Origin of the sequence: Streptomyces sparsogenes subsp. cuspidosporus (assembly GCF_039532705.1) — a bacterium.
GTDB lineage: Bacteria > Actinomycetota > Actinomycetes > Streptomycetales > Streptomycetaceae > Streptomyces > Streptomyces sparsogenes.
In genome coordinates, this window is the sequence record NZ_BAAASD010000054.1 from 31,942 (window position 1) to 48,847 (window position 16,906).

General features: G+C 73.4%; 17 protein-coding genes. 10 read left to right on the forward strand and 7 right to left on the reverse strand.

The window, feature by feature from the left end:
* Positions 1 to 167: 167 nt before the first annotated feature.
* The 3 genes from ABFY07_RS37810 to ABFY07_RS37820 all read left to right on the forward strand — a co-directional run bounded on the left by ABFY07_RS37810 (position 168) and on the right by ABFY07_RS37820 (position 3,686).
* On the forward strand, positions 168 to 2,267 hold the full coding sequence (locus ABFY07_RS37810; RefSeq protein ID WP_346178814.1) for a trypsin-like peptidase domain-containing protein: 2,100 nt from the start codon (positions 168 to 170) through the stop codon (positions 2,265 to 2,267).
* A gap of 129 nt (positions 2,268 to 2,396) precedes the next feature.
* A complete protein-coding gene (locus ABFY07_RS37815; protein ID WP_065964123.1) occupies positions 2,397 to 2,879 on the forward strand; it encodes a sec-independent translocase in 483 nt (160 codons plus the stop codon).
* A gap of 117 nt (positions 2,880 to 2,996) precedes the next feature.
* Positions 2,997 to 3,686: a hypothetical protein gene (locus tag ABFY07_RS37820; protein ID WP_428837077.1), complete on the forward strand. Its 690-nt coding sequence runs from the start codon at positions 2,997 to 2,999 to the stop codon at positions 3,684 to 3,686.
* Between the two features lie 98 nt (positions 3,687 to 3,784).
* On the opposite strand, the gene ABFY07_RS37825 is transcribed toward ABFY07_RS37820, so the two are convergent.
* The 3 genes from ABFY07_RS37825 to ABFY07_RS37835 are packed head-to-tail and all read right to left on the reverse strand — an operon-like array spanning position 3,785 to position 6,813.
* Positions 3,785 to 4,939: an Mrp/NBP35 family ATP-binding protein gene (locus tag ABFY07_RS37825; protein ID WP_065964126.1), complete on the reverse strand. Its 1,155-nt coding sequence runs from the start codon at positions 4,937 to 4,939 to the stop codon at positions 3,785 to 3,787.
* Between the two features lie 43 nt (positions 4,940 to 4,982).
* Positions 4,983 to 5,501, reverse strand: coding sequence for a DUF1003 domain-containing protein (locus ABFY07_RS37830; protein ID WP_346178815.1), 519 nt, complete (start codon positions 5,499 to 5,501; stop codon positions 4,983 to 4,985).
* Positions 5,491 to 6,813 (reverse strand): magnesium transporter MgtE N-terminal domain-containing protein, encoded by a 1,323-nt coding sequence (locus ABFY07_RS37835; RefSeq protein ID WP_346178816.1) that lies wholly within the window; start codon positions 6,811 to 6,813, stop codon positions 5,491 to 5,493. Before ABFY07_RS37835 ends, ABFY07_RS37830 begins: the two co-directional genes overlap by 11 nt.
* Positions 6,814 to 7,011: 198 nt before the next feature.
* On the opposite strand from ABFY07_RS37835, the gene ABFY07_RS37840 reads away from it, so the two are divergent.
* Positions 7,012 to 7,803, forward strand: a complete 792-nt coding sequence (locus ABFY07_RS37840) for a hypothetical protein (RefSeq protein ID WP_428837078.1) — start codon at positions 7,012 to 7,014, stop codon at positions 7,801 to 7,803.
* A gap of 19 nt (positions 7,804 to 7,822) precedes the next feature.
* On the opposite strand, the gene ABFY07_RS37845 is transcribed toward ABFY07_RS37840, so the two are convergent.
* Positions 7,823 to 8,362, reverse strand: a complete 540-nt coding sequence (locus ABFY07_RS37845; protein WP_346178817.1) for a hypothetical protein — start codon at positions 8,360 to 8,362, stop codon at positions 7,823 to 7,825.
* Between the two features lie 125 nt (positions 8,363 to 8,487).
* On the opposite strand from ABFY07_RS37845, the gene ABFY07_RS37850 reads away from it, so the two are divergent.
* On the forward strand, positions 8,488 to 9,510 hold the full coding sequence (locus ABFY07_RS37850; protein ID WP_346178818.1) for a DMT family transporter: 1,023 nt from the start codon (positions 8,488 to 8,490) through the stop codon (positions 9,508 to 9,510).
* 58 nt (positions 9,511 to 9,568) lie between these two features.
* On the opposite strand, the gene ABFY07_RS37855 is transcribed toward ABFY07_RS37850, so the two are convergent.
* Entirely contained in the window at positions 9,569 to 10,669 is a 1,101-nt protein-coding gene (locus ABFY07_RS37855; protein WP_346178819.1) for a magnesium and cobalt transport protein CorA, read from the reverse strand.
* 463 nt (positions 10,670 to 11,132) lie between these two features.
* On the opposite strand from ABFY07_RS37855, the gene ABFY07_RS37860 reads away from it, so the two are divergent.
* The 4 genes from ABFY07_RS37860 to ABFY07_RS37875 all read left to right on the forward strand — a co-directional run bounded on the left by ABFY07_RS37860 (position 11,133) and on the right by ABFY07_RS37875 (position 14,229).
* On the forward strand, positions 11,133 to 11,735 hold the full coding sequence (locus ABFY07_RS37860) for a suppressor of fused domain protein (protein ID WP_346178820.1): 603 nt from the start codon (positions 11,133 to 11,135) through the stop codon (positions 11,733 to 11,735).
* An 82-nt stretch (positions 11,736 to 11,817) separates the two neighbouring features.
* Positions 11,818 to 12,456, forward strand: coding sequence for a DUF6758 family protein (locus tag ABFY07_RS37865; RefSeq protein WP_065964140.1), 639 nt, complete (start codon positions 11,818 to 11,820; stop codon positions 12,454 to 12,456).
* A gap of 115 nt (positions 12,457 to 12,571) precedes the next feature.
* Entirely contained in the window at positions 12,572 to 13,519 is a 948-nt protein-coding gene (locus ABFY07_RS37870) for a PHP domain-containing protein (RefSeq protein ID WP_346178821.1), read from the forward strand.
* Positions 13,520 to 13,623: 104 nt separating this feature from the next.
* Positions 13,624 to 14,229 carry a MarC family protein gene (locus ABFY07_RS37875; RefSeq protein ID WP_346178822.1) on the forward strand — a complete coding sequence of 202 codons (606 nt, stop codon included), beginning with the start codon at positions 13,624 to 13,626 and terminating at the stop codon, positions 14,227 to 14,229.
* Between the two features lie 170 nt (positions 14,230 to 14,399).
* On the opposite strand, the gene ABFY07_RS37880 is transcribed toward ABFY07_RS37875, so the two are convergent.
* Positions 14,400 to 14,552, reverse strand: coding sequence for a hypothetical protein (locus tag ABFY07_RS37880; RefSeq protein WP_014176661.1), 153 nt, complete (start codon positions 14,550 to 14,552; stop codon positions 14,400 to 14,402).
* Between the two features lie 208 nt (positions 14,553 to 14,760).
* Between ABFY07_RS37880 and ABFY07_RS37885 the strand changes: the two genes are divergently transcribed.
* The gene (locus ABFY07_RS37885) at positions 14,761 to 15,693 is read left to right on the forward strand and encodes an NYN domain-containing protein (protein ID WP_065964146.1); all 933 of its coding nucleotides are present in this window, start codon (positions 14,761 to 14,763) and stop codon (positions 15,691 to 15,693) included.
* Between the two features lie 25 nt (positions 15,694 to 15,718).
* Here ABFY07_RS37885 and ABFY07_RS37890 read toward each other — a convergent pair whose 3' ends face one another.
* The gene (locus ABFY07_RS37890) at positions 15,719 to 16,612 is read right to left on the reverse strand and encodes an alpha/beta fold hydrolase (protein ID WP_346178823.1); all 894 of its coding nucleotides are present in this window, start codon (positions 16,610 to 16,612) and stop codon (positions 15,719 to 15,721) included.
* Positions 16,613 to 16,906: the final 294 nt, after the last annotated feature.

Here is a 16,906-nt window from a genome sequence, read left to right on the forward strand (position 1 = left end):
CAGGGGCTGAGGCGCCCCGGAGGCGAGCTTGAAACATGGGGAGGAAGCGAGCCGCGCTGTGGTGGCGGACCTGATTGAATCGCTTCCGGGCGGCGCCACCCGGTGGCGGTGACGGCCGTCCCGAGGCGGCGCAGTCCGCGTCGTGTCGCGGGATACCTGGGGAGATCATGGACGAGGGAAAGGCCACCGGGCCCAAGCCGAAGTGGTGGAACCGCCCGGTCACACGACCCGCCGGCCGGTCGTCATCCGAGGCCGAGCCGAAGCCCGCGGAAGACGCCACGGCAGGGGACTCCGTGGCGCCGGGCGCGGCTGACGGCGCGTCGGTTCCGTTGGTTCCGTCGGTTCCGTCGGTTCCGTCGGTTCCGTCGGTTCCGTCGGCGGGGGCCCGAAGCCCCGCCGACAACGCTGTCGGTGACGCTGTCTCCGGAGGCGACCGTGACGGTGCGTCGGACCGGCCGGCGGAGCCCGCCGAACACACCGGGGCACAAGCCGACGCGGCAGCGGCAGACGCGGCAAGCGAGTCCGGCACCGCAGCGGCAGACGCGGACGCGGTGGGCAGCCGGCAAGCGGCGGACAGTCAGCACGCGGCCGGGAGCCGGCCCGAGGCGGGGAGCCGGCCCGAGGCGGGCCGGTCGGGCGCCGAGAGCGCGCCGGGCCCCGAGAGCGCGCCGGGCGCGCAGGCCGCCGTCCATCCGCTGCACGAACCCGATCCGTACAGCACCCCGCCCTACGGCGGCCCCGGCCCCTGGGCCCCGGCCCCTCCCGTGCAGCGGCCCATGCCCACCCCGGCTCACGGTACCCACCTTCCGCCCGGCCTTCCCCCGGGCGCGACGCCCGCTCACGGCACCCACCTTCCGCCCGCCGCCGCGCCCCAGGCCGTGCCGCCGCCCGGGATGACCCCGGCCCATGGCACCCAGCTCCCGCCGGGCGCGCCGGCGGACCCGGGCGCCGCCACCGCCCAGCTCCCGCAGCAGCCCGGCCGGCCCCCGCAACCCCAACCCGGCGGGCCCCAACCCGGCGGGCCCCAACCCGGTGGGCCCCAACCCGGCGGGCCCCAACCCGGTGGGCCCCTGCAGGCCCAGCCGGGCCAGGCCGCGCAGTGGCAGCACTACGACCCGTGGACCTCGGCCCCGTCGCCGGACGCGCCGCGGAAGGCCCCCCGGCGCCGCGGTCTGGCCGGGGCCGTGCTGATCGCGCTGATCGCGGGCTGCCTCGGCGGCGGCATCGGCGCGTATCTGGAGCACGAGAGGGCCGGCGAGGGCAGCGCGATCCACCTGCCGCAGGCGCCCGCCGAGGACGAGCCACGGGACCCGGACAGCGTCGCGGGCATCGCCGCCGGCGCCCTGCCGGGCGTGGTGACCATCCATGTCAGCGGCGGCACCGAGCAGGCCACCGGCACCGGCTTCGTGCTCGACAAGCAGGGCCACATCCTCACCAACAACCACGTCGTGGAGCCCGCCGGGGCCGGCGGCGACATATCGGTGACGTTCAGCGGCGGCGAGGTGGCGGACGCGAAGGTCGTCGGCCGGGACAGCGGCTACGACCTGGCGGTCATCAAGGTCGAGGGCGTCTCCGGGCTGCATCCGCTGCCGCTCGGCAACTCCGACTCGGTGCGCGTCGGCGACCCCGTCGTGGCCATCGGCGCCCCGTACGACCTGGCGGGCACCGTGACCTCCGGGATCATCAGCGCCAAGGAGCGCCCCATCACCGCGGGCGGCGAGCAGGGCGACGGCAGCGACATCAGCTATGTCGACGCGCTTCAGACCGACGCCCCGATCAACCCGGGCAACTCCGGCGGCCCGCTGGTGGATTCCAAGGGGCGGGTGATCGGCATCAACAGCGCCATCCGGGCGGCCGACGACGGCTCCGGGGCCGACGGCGGCCAGGGCGGCAGCATCGGCCTGGGCTTCGCGATCCCGATCAACCAGGGCAAGCGGGTCACCGAGGAGCTGATCAACACCGGCAAGGCCACCCACCCTGTGATCGGCGTCACGCTCGACATGGAGTACACGGGGGACGGCGCGCGGGTGCACACCCGGGGCGCCGGCGGCCCGCCGGTCACCCCGGGCGGCCCGGGTGACAAGGCCGGGATCGAGGCCGGCGATGTGATCACCGAGGTGGACGGCGTCCGGGTGCACAGCGGCCAGGAGTTGATCGTCAAGATCCGCAGCCACCGGCCCGGCGACCGGCTCCGGCTGACGCTGCGCCGGGACGGCGGGGAGCGGACCGTGGAGCTGACGCTCGGTTCGGCCGGGGGCAGCGGCTGAGACCGTCCGGCGGCGGGGAGCGTGGACGACGCCCGATGTTGGTCCGGGCGTCTCCCGCCCCGCCCCTACGGGCAGGTACCGTGTTCTGTGGCCTGGACCGTGGCCTCAGACGTCTCTAGGAGCTGCAAGGTGTTCTTCGACATAGGACCCCTCGAGCTGATCGCGCTCGTCATCCTTGCGGTGCTCGTCTTCGGTCCCGAGAAGCTCCCGAAGGTCATCCAGGATGTGTCGCGGTTCATACGGAAGGTCAGGGAGTTCTCCGACAACGCCAAGGAGGACATCCGCTCCGAGCTGGGCCCGGAGTTCAAGGACTTCGAGTTCGAGGACCTGAACCCGAAGAACTTCGTCCGCAAGCACGTGCTGGACTCGGACGACCTGGGCCTCAAGGAGATCCGTAACGGCTTCGACCTCCGCAAGGAGATGGCCGAGGTCGCGGACGCGGTGAACGGCCGGGAGAGTGACTCCGCGCAGGGCTCTTCCGGTTCTTCCCCGGGCTCGCGGTCCGGTGGCGGCTCCGGGTCCGGCGGCGGCTCCAGCACCCCTGACCTGCTGCGCAAGCGCGAGGAGCCGGGGCGGGAGGATCGTCCGCCCTTCGACTCCGACGCCACTTGATCCCCCCGTATGCCCAGGCTGGTTGACCCGTATGGCTATCCTCCCTTTGTCCGGGGTGAGGTCGCCTGAGGGGGGCGGGCCGCCCACGACGCAGGGCAACGAGGAGGCTCCGCGCAGATGGAGACGACGAGTCGGCTGGGGACGGAAGGGGCCGCCGGTGGATCGGGCGCGCCCGGCGGCGACGCCGGGGCGGCCGCGCAAGGCATCCCCGCCGACGCTCGGCGGAAGGTCGACGGCTATCTGATGGCCGCCTTCCCGTGGTACGGCCTTGACGAGGCGTTCACGGGGCGGCGCTGGCTGATGCAGGTGGGCGCGGCCGCGGACGGGACGGTCGAGCACGGCTCCACCGGCCACGGCGACGAGCCGTCGCTGCGCGCGGAGACCGAGCCGGACCAGCAGCGCTTCGCGGTCGTGGTGACCGTGGCCAGCCGCCCGGTGCGGGACAGCGCGGACGGCACCGGCGTGCTGGAGGCCACCTCGGTCTCCTCCGCGGCCTGGCTGGCCGGCTCCGGCCTGCTGTCGTCCACCTGGCCGACGCGCATGGAGCGGGCGCTGCGCCAGGACTGGCTGGACCAGCAGACGGCGATCGCCTGGGAGCTGGCGGACGACCTCGACGGCCCGAGCTGGTCGCAGCTCTCCCTGCCGGTGGACGGGGTGCCGACCGACTTCCACTACCGCGAGTCGGAGTACGGCTGGGTGCTGGCCGGATCCGCCCGCGAGGGTGTGCACATCGGCGCGTACGGGCGCGGGATGAGCGCGTACGGGCTGGGCTTCGCGGTGGTCAAGGACATCACCGCGTACGAGTAGGAAGAACCGCCTGCGACCGGGACGCGGGGAATGAGTCGGGGCGGCCCCCTGGGGAGGCCGCCCGTCGCCCACCGCCCTCACCGGGCGCCGTCAGGCCGTCAGAACTTGTTGCGCGGCGTGATCCCCAGCGACATGCCCGCCAGCCCGCGCTGCCGCCCGCCGAGCTTGCCCGCGATGGCCCGCAGCGCGCTGCCCGCCGGGGAGTCGGGGTCGCTCAGCACGACCGGCTTGCCCTCGTCGCCGCCCTCGCGCAGCCGCACGTCGATCGGGATGGCCCCGAGCACCGGCACGGTGGCCCCGGTGGCCCGGGTCAGCCCGTCGGCGACCGTCTGGCCGCCGCCCGTGCCGAAGACGTCCACCATCTCGTCGCAGTGCGGGCAGGGCAGCCCGGACATGTTCTCGACCACGCCGACGATCTTCTGGTGGGTCTGGACCGCGATCGACCCCGCCCGCTCGGCGACCTCGGCGGCGGCCTGCTGCGGCGTGGTGACGACCAGGATCTCGGCGTTGGGCACCAGCTGGGCCACGGAGATCGCGATGTCCCCGGTGCCCGGCGGCAGGTCGAGCAGCAGCACGTCCAGGTCGCCCCAGTAGACATCGGCCAGGAACTGCTGGAGCGCGCGGTGCAGCATCGGCCCGCGCCACACCACCGGCGTGTTGCCCGGCGTGAACATGCCGATGGAGATGACCTTCACGCCGTGGGCGGACGGCGGCATGATCATGTTCTCGACCTGGGTGGGGCTGCCGTCGGCGCCCAGCATGCGGGGGACCGAGTGGCCGTAGATGTCGGCGTCGACCACCCCGACCTTCAGGCCGTCGGCGGCCATCGCCGCGGCCAGGTTGACCGTCACCGACGACTTGCCGACGCCGCCCTTGCCGGACGCCACCGCGTAGACCCGGGTCAGCGAGCCGGGCTTGGCGAAGGGCACCTCGCGCTCGGCCTGGCCACCGCGCAGCGAGGCGGCCAGCTCGCGCCGCTGCTCGTCGCTCATCACATCCAGCTCGACGGTGACGCCGGTCACCCCGGCGACCTGGGCCACCGCCTCCCGCACCCGGGCGGTGATCGTCTCGCGCATGGGACAGCCGGAGACCGTCAGATAGACCGCCACCGCGACCGTACCGTCCGCCGCGATCTCGACGGATTTCACCATGCCGAGGTCCGTGATCGGCTTGTGGATCTCCGGGTCGTTGACCGTCGCGAGCGCGGCGCGCACCGCGTCCTCGGTCGGTGTGGGGGCAGTGTCGGTAGCCATACGGAGATGGTACGGCGCGCGGGGTACTCAGCGGTAAGGCGCGTCAGCGGTCCCGTTCCTCATGGGGGGCGGGGGACGGGGCGGCCGGCCCCCTCTCCCGCTCCATCTCCCTGACCAGGTCCTGGAACTCCGAGCGGATCCAGTCGCGGGTGGCCACCTCGCCCATGCCCATCCGCAGCGCCGCGATCTCCCGGGCCAGGAACTCGGTGTCGGCGATGGACCGCTCGTCCCGGGCGCGGTCCTGCTCGAGGGTGACGCGGTCGCGGTCGGCCTGCCGGTACTGGGAGAGGAGGATCAGCGGGGCCGAGTAGGAGGCCTGGAGGGAGAGCATCAGCGTGAGGAAGATGAACGGGTAGGAGTCGAACCGCAGCCGCTCCGGGGCCAGGATGTTCCAGCCGAGCCATACGGCGACGAAGACGGTCATCCAGGCGATGAAGCGCCCGGTGCCCAGGAAGCGGGCGATGTGCTCCGACGCCTTGCCGAACGCCTCCGGGTCCCACCGCGGCAGTCGCACGCGGCGGCGCTCCCGGGGCCGGTCGAGCCGGGTTCCCTCACCGGACATCGGGGGCCTCCGGCCGGCCGGCGGGGACCTGGGGCGCGCGGTCGGCGACCGGCGGCAGCGCCATGCCGTACAGCTCCCGCTCCCGCCAGTCCGGCGGCAGCAGGTGGTCCAGCACGTCGTCCACGGTCACCGCGCCCAGCAGCGAGCCGCCCTCGTCCACCACCGGCGCCGTGACCAGGTTGTAGGTGGCCAGATAGCTGGTCACCCCGGGCAGCGGGGCCTCGGGCGGCAGCGGCCGCAGATCGGTGTCGACGACCGAGCCGACGAGCGTGTACGGCGGCTCGCGCAGCAGCCGCTGGAAGTGGACCAGGCCCAGGTAGCGGCCGGTCGGCGTCTCGTCGGGCGGCCGGCAGACGTACACCTGCGCGGCCAGCGCCGGGGTCAGGTCCTGGTCGCGCACCCGCGCGAGGGCGTCCGCGACCGTCGCGTCGGGGCGCAGCACGATCGGGTCGGGCGTCATCAGCCCGCCCGCCGAGCCCTCCTCGTACGACATCAGGCGCCGCATGTCCGCCGCGTCCCGGGGGCGCATCAGGGCCAGCAGCCGCTCCTTGTCCTCCTCGGGCAGCTCGGAGAGCAGGTCGGCCGCGTCGTCGGGGTCCATCGCCTCCAGCACATCGGCGGCGCGCTCCTCCTGGAGCTTGCCGAGGATCTCGACCTGGTCGTCGTCCGGCAGCTCCTCCAGCACATCGGCGAGCCGCTCGTCGTCCAGCGCCGCGGCCACCTCGCCGCGCCGCTTCTCCGACAGGTGGTGCAGCACGTTGGCGAGGTCCGCGGGGCGCAGCTGCTCGAAGGTGGCCAGCAGGCTCTCCGCGCCCTGCCCGTGCTCCTCCAGGGAGAAGCCGGTGACCGCGGACCAGTCGACGGTCAGCGTCTCCCCGCGCCGCCGCAGCGCGCGGGACCTGCCGCGGCGTACGAAGACCTTGTTGATCTCCCACTCGCGGCGCGCGGGCAGCTGTCCCATGGCCACGTCGAGGACGGTGACCTCCTCGCCGGTCTCCACCAGCCGTACGGTCCGGTCCAGCAGCTCGCCGAGGACCAGTGTCTCGGTCGGGCGCTGCGCGAAGCGCCGCATGTTGACCACGCCGGTGGTGATGACCTGCCCGGACTCCACGCCGGTCACCCGGGTCATGGGCAGGAAGATCCGGCGGCGGGTGACCACCTCGACGACGAGCCCCAGGACGCGCGGCGGCCGGCCGCCCAGGCGCAGCATGGCCACCAGGTCGCGGACCCGGCCCACCTGGTCGCCGTTCGGGTCGAAGACGGGAACACCCGCGAGGTGTGAGACGAACACCCTGGGGGCGCCTGCGGGCATGTCATGCGCCTCCCTGTGCCAAGAGTCCTTCTGTGCCGACCTGCTGCCGTACGCGGCTTTTGATGCTTGATGCCGGGTTCAGGCTAGCGCGCCCGGCCCCGCCGTGCCGCCGGACCAGTGGTCCCTCGGGACCGTGCCCACACCCCCGGACGGCACCGGTACGCTGCCCCTGCACCGGCTTCAGGAGGCAGAGCAGACGTGCGCACCCGGAACACGGCTCTCGTGGCGGCGATGTGCGCGGGGTTGGCCGCGGCGCTCGCCGGATGTGGCGGCGACGACGGCGGCGGCGAGGACCCCGACGCGGGCACGAACGGCGTGGGCAAGCTCCCCGCCACCAAGATCGAGAGCAGAGCCAGGAAGGCCGCCGGCGCCGCCGAGGCGGTACGCCTGTCCGGCCAGCTCGTCACCAAGGGGCGCACCTACAAGGTCGACATGCGGCTCAAGGCGGACGGCGGCACCGGCCAGGTCTCCACCGAGGGCAGCACCTTCGAGCTGCTGCGCGTCGGCAAGGACCTCTACCTCAAGGCCGACGCGGGCTTCTGGACGCACAAGACCGGCAACCACGCGGGGAGCGGCGCCGGGCAGAACAGCGCCGGGCAGAACAGCGCCGGGCAGAACGGCGCCGGCGTGGGCGACAAGCTCGACGACAAGTACGTCAAGGTGCCGGTCCGCGACCCCTCGTACAAACGGCTCAGCGGACTGACCGACAAGACCCTGCTGCTCGACGGGCTCCTCGGCCTGCACGGCGGGATCTCCACCGGCGACCGTGGCACGGTCGGCGGCGTACGCACCATCCGGATCCGCGGCGGCCAGGGGAGCGGTGGGACGCTCGACGTCTCCCTGGAGGGGAAGCCGTACCCGCTGCGGCTCCAGCGCGCGGGCGGCGCGGGCGTCATCCGGCTCGCCGACTGGGACAAGGACTTCCCCCTGACCGCCCCCGCGAAGGACGAGGTGGTCGACTACGGGCAGCAGATCCCCAGCGGTACGTAGGGGGGCTGCCCTCGGCGGCTCAGCCGCTCCGGCGGGGGCGGCCGCGGCGGGCGAGGAGTTTGGGGAGGCCGGCGGGCATGGGGCGGCGGGTGAGGGCGGGGCTCGGCCGAGGGGGCGCGGCGAGGGAGTCGGACGGCAGCTCCTCCAGCGGGCCGGGGGCCGGCTCGAGGCGCAGCACCCGGCACTCCCGGGCCCAGCGCTCGGCGATCCGCTCGGCGTCCGGCGCGTTCAGCCGCTTGCCCTTGAGCTCCTCCACGGCGGCCGTCCACGCATCGCCGCCGGGCGGGAGTTCGGCCACCCGGGCGGGCCAGCTGACGAGCCGGCCGCCCTTGTCCTTGCTGCGTACGGTGACGGTGGCCGCGCCGCCGTCCACCAGCCCGAGCCCGTTCAGCGGCTGCTCCCCGGGGCCGTCCCCGACCAGGCAGACCGCGCCCTCGTGCCACACGTGCCACAGCGCGCGCTCGGCGGCCGGGGCGGGGCCCGCGCCCCGGACCCAGATCAGGGCGGACTTCTTGGTCGCCTCCTCGACGAGCGCGCGGTCCATGGGGGTCTGCGTCATGCGGACACCCTATGACCACGGGAGACAGGACGGTCGCGGGACCGCCGCCGACCGCCTGACGGACAGCCGTTCCACCACGTGGGCGTGCGGTTCCCCGGGCGGCCCGTGCCCCCTACGCTGAGGCGGTGTCCAGTGCCAGCTCCAGCCGCCCCGGAATGTCCCCCGGTGCCGCTCCGGCCGGTCAGGCCGGGCCCGTCACCCCTGCCCCGAAGCCCACTCCGCGGCCCGAGCGGAGTCCTGGGCGGGGTCCCGAGCGGAAGCCGCCCGCCGGGCACCCCGGCGGCCCCCTCGATGTCGCGCTGCTGGCGCTCGCCGTCGCCTCGGTCTCGTTCTCCGCGCCCCTGATCGCCGCGACGGCCGCCCCGGCGCTCGCGGTCGCGTTCTGGCGCAACGCCATGGCCGTCGGTGCCCTCACCCCCCTGGCGCTGCTGCGCCACCGCCGGGAGCTGCGCGGGTTGGGGCGCCGCGGGGTGCTGTTGTCCGCCGGGGCCGGGGTGCTGCTCGCGCTGCACTTCGGGGCGTGGCTGCCCAGCCTGCACATGACCTCCGTCGCCTCGTCGACCGCGCTCGCCACCACCACCCCCATCTGGACCGCGCTGCTGCTGCGGCTGCGCGGGCAGCGCCCGCCCGCCCTGGCCTGGGCCGGCATGGTGGTCGCCGTCCTCGGCGTGGTCATGCTGACCGGCGTCGACCTGGCGCTCTCCCCCCGCGCGCTCGCGGGCGACGCGCTCGCGCTGGTCGGCGGCATCGCGGCGGCGGGGTACGTGGTGCTCGGCGCCGAGGTGCGGCGGACGGCGTCCACGACGGCGTACACCTACGTCTGCTACGGCACCACCAGCGTGCTTCTGCTGCTCACCTGCCTGGCCAGTGGCACGGCCCTGGGCGGCTACAGCGGCGCCACCTGGCTGAAGCTGGCCGCGCTGACGGTCACCGCCCAGCTCCTCGGCCACTCGATGATCAACCGCGTGGTCAAGGGGCTGGGGCCGTCCGTCACCTCGACCGCGCTGCTGCTGGAGACGCCGGGCGCGGCCCTGATCGCCGCGCTCTGGCTGGGCCAGACGCCGCAGGCGATCGCCTACCCGGCGCTCGCGGTGATCCTCGTCGGGCTGGCGCTGGTGGTCCTGGCGGACCGCAGACGGCCCGGCTGAGGGCGCCCGGGCCGGCGGCCCCCGCCGGGCCCACCGGGGCCCCGGTGGGCCCGGCGGGTCACAGCCAGCCGTTGCGCTTGAAACCGCGGTGGATCACGAAGCAGATCCCGACCGTGACCAGCAGCACCGCCGGGTAGCCGAACTTCCAGCGCAGCTCCGGCATGTAGTCGAAGTTCATGCCGTAGATCCCGGCGATCATCGTGGGCACGGCGAAGATCGCCGCCCAGGAAGTGATCTTGCGCATGTCCTCGTTCTGGGCGACGGTGGCCTGCGCCAGGTTCGCCTGGAGGATCGAGTTGAGCAGGTCGTCGAAGGCCAGCACCTGCTCGTTGACCCGGGCCAGGTGGTCCGCGACGTCCCGGAAGTACTTCTGGATGTCCGGGTCCACCACCCGCATCGGCCGCTCGCTCAGCAGCTGCATCGGCCGCAGCAGCGGCGAGACGGCCCGCTTGAACTCCAGCACCTCGCGCTTGAGCTGGTAGATCCGCCCCGCGTCGCCGCCCCGCCGGGAGCTGGCCGCCGAGAAGACGTCGATCTCGACCTCGTCGATGTCGTCCTGGAGGGCGTCGGCGACCGCCAGATAGCCGTCCACGACCTGGTCGGCGATCGCGTGCAGCACCGCCGAGGGACCCGTGGCGAGCAGCTCGGGGTCCTGCTGGAGGCGGTGGCGCAGCGCGCGCAGCGAGCCCTGGCCGCCGTGCCGGACGGTCACGATGAAGTTCCGGCCGGTGAAGCACATCACCTCGCCGGTCTCCACCACCTCGCTGGTCGCGGTGAGTTCGGCGTGGTCCACGTAGTGGATCGTCTTGAAGACGGTGAACAGCGAGTCGTCGTACCGCTCCAGCTTCGGCCGCTGGTGCGCCTGCACCGCGTCCTCCACGGCCAGCGGGTGGAGTCCGAACTCCTGTGCGATGCCCGAGAACTCGCGCTCCGTCGGCTCGTGCAGCCCGATCCAGGCGAAGCCGCCCTCCGCGCGCACCCGCTCCATGGCCTCGGCCGGGCTCAGGTGGTCGCTGACCCGCCGCCCCTCGCGGTAGACGGCGCAGTCGATCACCGCCGTGGAGACGGACGGGTCGCGGGTGGTGTCGTAGTTGCTGGTGGTGCGGGTGCGGCGCAGGGCGGGGCGGACGGCTGCGCGCAGGTCACGGATCATCGACATGACGGGCTCCTTCACGGGCCGGCCGTCAGCGGCGGGCGCGCGGCGCAGCGCGGCCCGGAAGGTGGACGTACGGGTTCGACGGCCCTACGTCCGCAAAGCGGGCGGCACTCCGTGCGATGGCGCTGACGGGAGTTCGCGGGGAAACGCTGGACAAAAGGTTCTGAAGCGTTGCGAAGGCGCTCTACCGTCAAGTGCCCCGGATGCGAGAAGACTTCACGTGTTTCACCGCGAGGCGGTGGGGTACGGAAGGTTTCAGATCACGAACAGCCGCATACCAAGGGGAAGAGGACGGGAGAACTGTCGGTACTGCACGGTCGACTAGGATCCACTGCAGCCCCACCTCCTCCGGTCGGTCCCCCTTGAGGGATGACGTGTAACTCCTCGGGCAGGGGCCAAGGCTATCAGCCGGTTGACGCGGCAAGACGTCGCTTTGCCTGTTCGATACGCGATCTATGCTCGCCGCATGTCAGACGTTCTTCAGCTGGTCGAGACCCGGCTGCGCACGGCGCTGGGCGAGCCGGACGCCCGCGCGGCCGTCACCTTCGTGGGCACGGACCGCATCGAGGTGCTGCGCTTCCTCGACGGTGACGTGGTCCGCTACGCCACGCTCGGCATGTCCGACCGGCCGATGACCGACCCGACCGCCGTCCTCGCCGACCCGCTGCGCGGCCCGCGCGCCGAGCTGGTGCTGACGGTGCGGATCGGCGGCGCCGGCCCCGAGCTGCCCGTGCTGGACGAGGTGCTCCGCCCGCTCGCGGTACTGGCCGCCTCCCCCCAGGTCGAGGGCGTGGTGGTGACGCCGGGCGCGTCGCTGGACCTGGGCGGGCCGCTGTGGTCGGGGGCGCCCTTCACCTCCGTCCTGGTGGCCGAACCCGGCGGACTGGTCGAGGACTTGGAGCTCGACCCGCCCAGGGACCCGGTCCGGTTTCTGCCGCTGCTGCCCATGACCGGCAACGAGGCGGCGTGGAAGCGGGTGCACGGGGCGGGGGCGCTCCAGGACCGCTGGCTCCGGCACGGCACGGATCTGCGGGACCCCACCCGCTCGGGCGTACCGCTGGCGAACTGAAGGGTTCCCGCGCGGCCCGCGTCGCATCCGGACGGGTGATCGTCCTTGACGCGGGGGCGCGCGGGTAGGACCGTGGGGCCCTATGAGGGGCGAACCCAGTTGCCCGAAGTGCGGTGGCCGGGTGCGGGCGCCCGGTCTCTTCGCCGACTCCTGGCAGTGCGCGGTGCACGGTACGGTGCACCCTCTCCAGCCGGTCGTCCCGCCGAGCGTCGAGGCGCTCGTGGTGGTGACCAACCGCGCCCGGGTGCCCGTGTGGATGCCATGGCCGCTGCCGGTCGGCTGGCTGTTCACCGGCGTCGCGTGCGCGGGCGACGACCGCAGCGGCGGCCGGGCCACCGCCGTGGCCTGCTCCGGCCCCGGCCCGCTGGGCGGCCCCGGCGAGCTGCTGCTGGTCGCGGAGGAGCTGGGGGTGGGGCTCGGCGCGCGGTACGCCGGGATCCGCGGCCCCGACCCCGGTCCGGGCATGCGGGTCGACCGGGCCCCGCAGGTCAAGGTGTTGGCCGCCGGGCGGCCCACCCCGCTGTGGCTGGTCGAGGGCACCCCGGAGGACCGGGCGGTGTTCGCGGGCGAGGCGTGCGGGCTGTGGCTGTGGGCGATCGTATGGCCCGAGCAGACCGGTCTGATGATGTACGACGAGATGGTGCTCACCGATCTGCGGGACGCGGGGGCCGAGGTGGACCTGGTGCCCTGCGGGGCGCTGTCGCCCCGCATCCTGGGCTGACCGCTCCTGGGCCGGCGGCTCCTGGGCCGGCGACCCGGCGCGCGAGGGCAAATCCGGCGGGCGGTTATCCTGAAGCGTCCCCTCCGTTCCACCGCCGCAGCTTGGAGTCCGTGTCGTGCGCATCGATCTGCACACCCACTCCACTGCGTCCGACGGCACGGACACCCCCGCCGAGCTGGTGCGCAACGCCGCCGCGGCCGGGCTGGACGTCGTCGCGCTCACCGACCACGACACCGTCGGCGGCTACGCGGAGGCGAAGCGGGCGCTGCCCGCGGGGCTGACCCTGGTCACCGGCGCCGAGCTGTCGTGCCGGCTGACGGCGGCCCCGGGGCCCGGGGCTCCGGGGGGTTTCGAGGCTCCCAAGGGATCCCAGGGCTCCGAGGGGTCCGAGAGGTCCGGGGGCGACTCGGCGGGTGTGAGCCTGCACATGCTGGCGTATCTCTTCGACCCGGCCGAGCCGGAGCTGGCCCGCGAGCGCGAGCTCGTACGCGACGACCGGGTGCCGCGCGCCCGGGCCATGGTCGACAAGCTGCGTGAGCTGGGCGTGCCGATCACCTGGGAGCAGGTGGCGCGGATCGCCGGCGACGGGGCCGTGGGACGGCCGCACGTGGCCACCGCGCTGGTCGAGCTGGGCGTCGTCGACAGCGTCTCGGACGCCTTCACACCGCAGTGGCTGGCCAACGGCGGCCGGGCCTACGTCGAGAAGCACGAGCTCGACCCCTTCGAGGCGATCCGGCTGGTCAAGGCGGCCGGCGGGGTGACCGTCTTCGCGCATCCGCTGGCCCTCAAGCGCGGGCAGTGCGTGCCCGAGAGCGCCATCGCGGAGCTCGCCGCCGCGGGGCTCGACGGCATCGAGGTGGACCACATGGACCACGACGAGGCCACCCGCGCGCGGCTGCGCGGGCTCGCCGCGGAGCTGGGTCTGCTCACCACCGGCTCCAGCGACTACCACGGCAGTCGTAAGACCTGTCGGCTCGGTGAGTACACGACGGATCCCGAGATCTACGGAGAGATCGTCCGCCGGGCGACCGGGGCCTTCCCGGTGCCGGGCACGGGGGGCTGAACGGGCGCCGCCCGCCCGTCCGCGCGACGCCGGCCTCCTGACGCTGGCCCCACCCCCTTCTCTCTCCACGATCTCCGCTCTCTCTTGCGCAAGGCCCCATCACCGTGTTCGACCTCGCCGTCTTCGGCTCGCTCTTTCTCACCCTGTTCGTGATCATGGACCCGCCGGGCATCACCCCGATATTCCTGGCGCTCACCTCCGGCCGGCCCGTCAAGGTCCAGCGCCGGATGGCCGGCCAGGCGGCCCTCGTCGCCTTCGGGGTCATCGCCGTCTTCGGGGTCTGCGGCCAGCAGATCCTCGACTATCTGCATGTCTCGGTCCCCGCGCTGATGATCTCGGGCGGGCTGCTGCTCCTGCTGATCGCGCTCGACCTGCTGACCGGCAAGAACGACGAGCCCACCCAGACCAAGGACGTGAACGTCGCCCTCGTGCCGCTCGGCATGCCGCTGCTGGCCGGGCCCGGGGCCATCGTCTCGGTGATCCTGGCGGTGCAGCACGCGGACGGGCTCGGCGGTCAGGTCTCGGTGTGGACCGCGATCGCGGCCATGCATGTGGTGCTCTGGCTGACCATGCGCTACTCGCTGCTGATCATCCGGCTGATCAAGGACGGCGGGGTGGTGCTGGTCACCCGGCTGGCCGGGATGATGCTCTCCGCCCTGGCCGTGCAGCAGATCATCAACGGGGTCACCCAGGTGGTCAACGGCGGCTGAGCGGGGCGCCCGGACGCACGTGCGCCCCCGTGCGATGAGGCACGGGGGCGCGGCGTGCGAGCTGACTACGGCGTGTGGATCAGCGACGTAACGTACCGTAACGAACGGTAGCGAACAAGAATGAACGATAACGACAAGCTACGTATAGCTACGCATCCACGGGCGGGGCGTTACCGGGCGGAGCTTTCGGCGGGGCGGATGTAGATGCGCTGGCCGATCGCGGCGGCCTGCTGCACGATCCGGTTGACGGAGGCGGCGTCCACAACGGTGCTGTCCACGGCGGTGCCGTCGACGTCGTCAAGGCGCATGATCTCGAAGCGCATGGCTTCTCCCTTCGTCTGATCCTCCTGAGGAGAACTGTGATGTGAGACGGACGCCTGCGGCGCCTGTGCCGCGAGCATCCGTACGGTTCAACAGTGAGTGCCCCGGAAAACATTCCCTACGCTAAAGAAAATTTTCGGGAGTCTAATTACCGTCTCGTACCAGGTCCGGTTGTGCCCTCGCCGCACGGGCCCGGAGAATGAACCGCGTATGAGTGACGCAACGCCTCCGGGCCAACCAGACCTCGCCTCGATCGCCGCCGGCATCGAGCGCACCAACGAGCTGCTGCAGCGCGTGCTCGCCGAGGTCGCGACCACACCTTCCACCCACGCGATATTCGTCGACGCCGGCTATGTCTACGCGGCCGCCGGCCGGCTGGTCGCCGGGACGGAGGACCGCAGGGCCTTCGAGCTCGACGCCGAAGGGCTCATCGAGGCGTTCATCGACAAGGCCCGGACGATCTTCCCGGACAGCAGACTGCTGCGCGTCTACTGGTACGACGGCGCCCGGCGCCGGATCCACACCTCCGAACAGCAGAGCATCGCCGAGCTGCCCGACGTCAAGGTCCGCCTCGGCAACCTCAACGCGAACAACCAGCAGAAGGGCGTCGACTCGCTCATCCGCACCGACCTGGAGTCCCTCGCCCGGCACCGCGCCATCGGCGACGCGGCGCTGATCGGCGGGGACGAGGACCTGGTCTCCGCGGTCGAGGCCGCGCAGGGATACGGCGCGCGGGTGCACCTGTGGGGCATCGAGGCCGTCGAGGGGCGCAACCAGGCCGAGCCGCTGCTGTGGGAGGTCGACAGCCAGCGCACCTTCGACCTCGACTTCTGCAAGCCGTACGTCACCCGCCGCCCGGCGGGCTTCGAGCCGTACGGCGCCGACCCGGGGCAGTGCGGGCCCGCGCCCAGCCGCGACGACGTGCGCTTCGTCGGGGCCCAGATCGCCGCGCGATGGCTGTCCTCACGCGGCCGGGAGTCCCTCGCCGAGCTGCTGCCCGGCCACCCCTATCTGCCCGGCTCGGTCGACCAGGAACTGCTGATCGACGCCGAGGCCCTGCTGCGGCTGTCCCTGCGCACGCACGCCGACCTGCGGCGGGCGCTGCGCGACGGCTTCTGGGAGCACCTGCAGGCCCAGTACTAGGGGTTGGTGCGGCCGCTGGGCCAGGCTATTGCCGGGCGAGGCCGTCCCAGAAGGCGATCAGCGCTTCGGCGGTGGATTGCGGCCGCTCGGCGTTGGGGGAGTGCCCGGCACCCTTGATCACCGTACGGTGGGCGGCGAGCCGCTCGGCCATCTCGTCCATCAGCGGCACCGGCCAGGCGTAGTCCAGCACCCCCGACAGCACATGCTTGGGCAGCGGCACCGCGGCCAGCTCCGCGACCCGGTCAGGCTCCCGGTTCAGCTGCCGCCCGGTGGCCATCAACTGCTCGGGGACGGTGGCGAGCCACCGCTTGTGGAGGAAGCCCTCCACCGCGGGCGACGTCGACTCCTCGGGCGCCTCCGGCGGGTCCAGCTCGCGCATCGCCTGCCAGACGGACTCCATGTCGCTCACGGTCAGCGCGTCGATCAGCAGCTTGGTGCGGGCCTGCTGCGGCTCGGAGATGGCGGCCGGGCCGGAACTCATCAGCGTCAGCGAGGCGAACGTCTCCGGGGCCCGCATCACCGCGGCCCGCACGATCAGCCCCCCGAGCGAGTGACCGAGCACATGCAGCGGCACGCCCCGCTCAGCTGCGCCGCCGCCGGCTCCGACCTCCAGCGCGGCCGCCTGCGCCAGCACGTCCTGGGCCAGCTCCTCCTGCGCGTACGCCGCCTCGTCCCGCGGCCCCTCCGTCTCGTGCTGCCCCCGCCCATCCACCGCGACGGCCCGGAACCCGGCCCGGACCAGCGGCTCCAGCAGCGCGATGAAGTCCTCCTTGCTCCCCGTGAACCCCGGCACCAGCAACACCGCCCCCCGCGCCGCCCCCTCCGGGCGCGCGTCATGCACGGCGAACTCCCCGCGCACGGTGCGAAGACGGTACGCCCGGGCACACCCGGGCAGCGTGAGGAACGGCGGCCTGCTCATGGGCCGAGGCTAGCGCGTACACGGAAAATCCTGGCTGACCCCCCATGACACGCGCCGCGCGCGGCGTACGGCGTTCCGCGCCCCCTCGGCACGCGGGCGGCAGCCGCTCCCGGCCCCCGCCGGCGGCCCGCCGCCCGCGCTGCGTGCGGCGTCCCGCGCCCCTCAGCATGCGGCCGTCGGGCGCGTCCGGCGACCGGGTCGGCGGGTCGGTGCCCGGTGGGCGGGGGCGGGGGGTGCGGTTGACGGGGGCTGCGGCGGGTGGAGGCCATCGCCCGGTGGGGTGGCTGCGGGGCG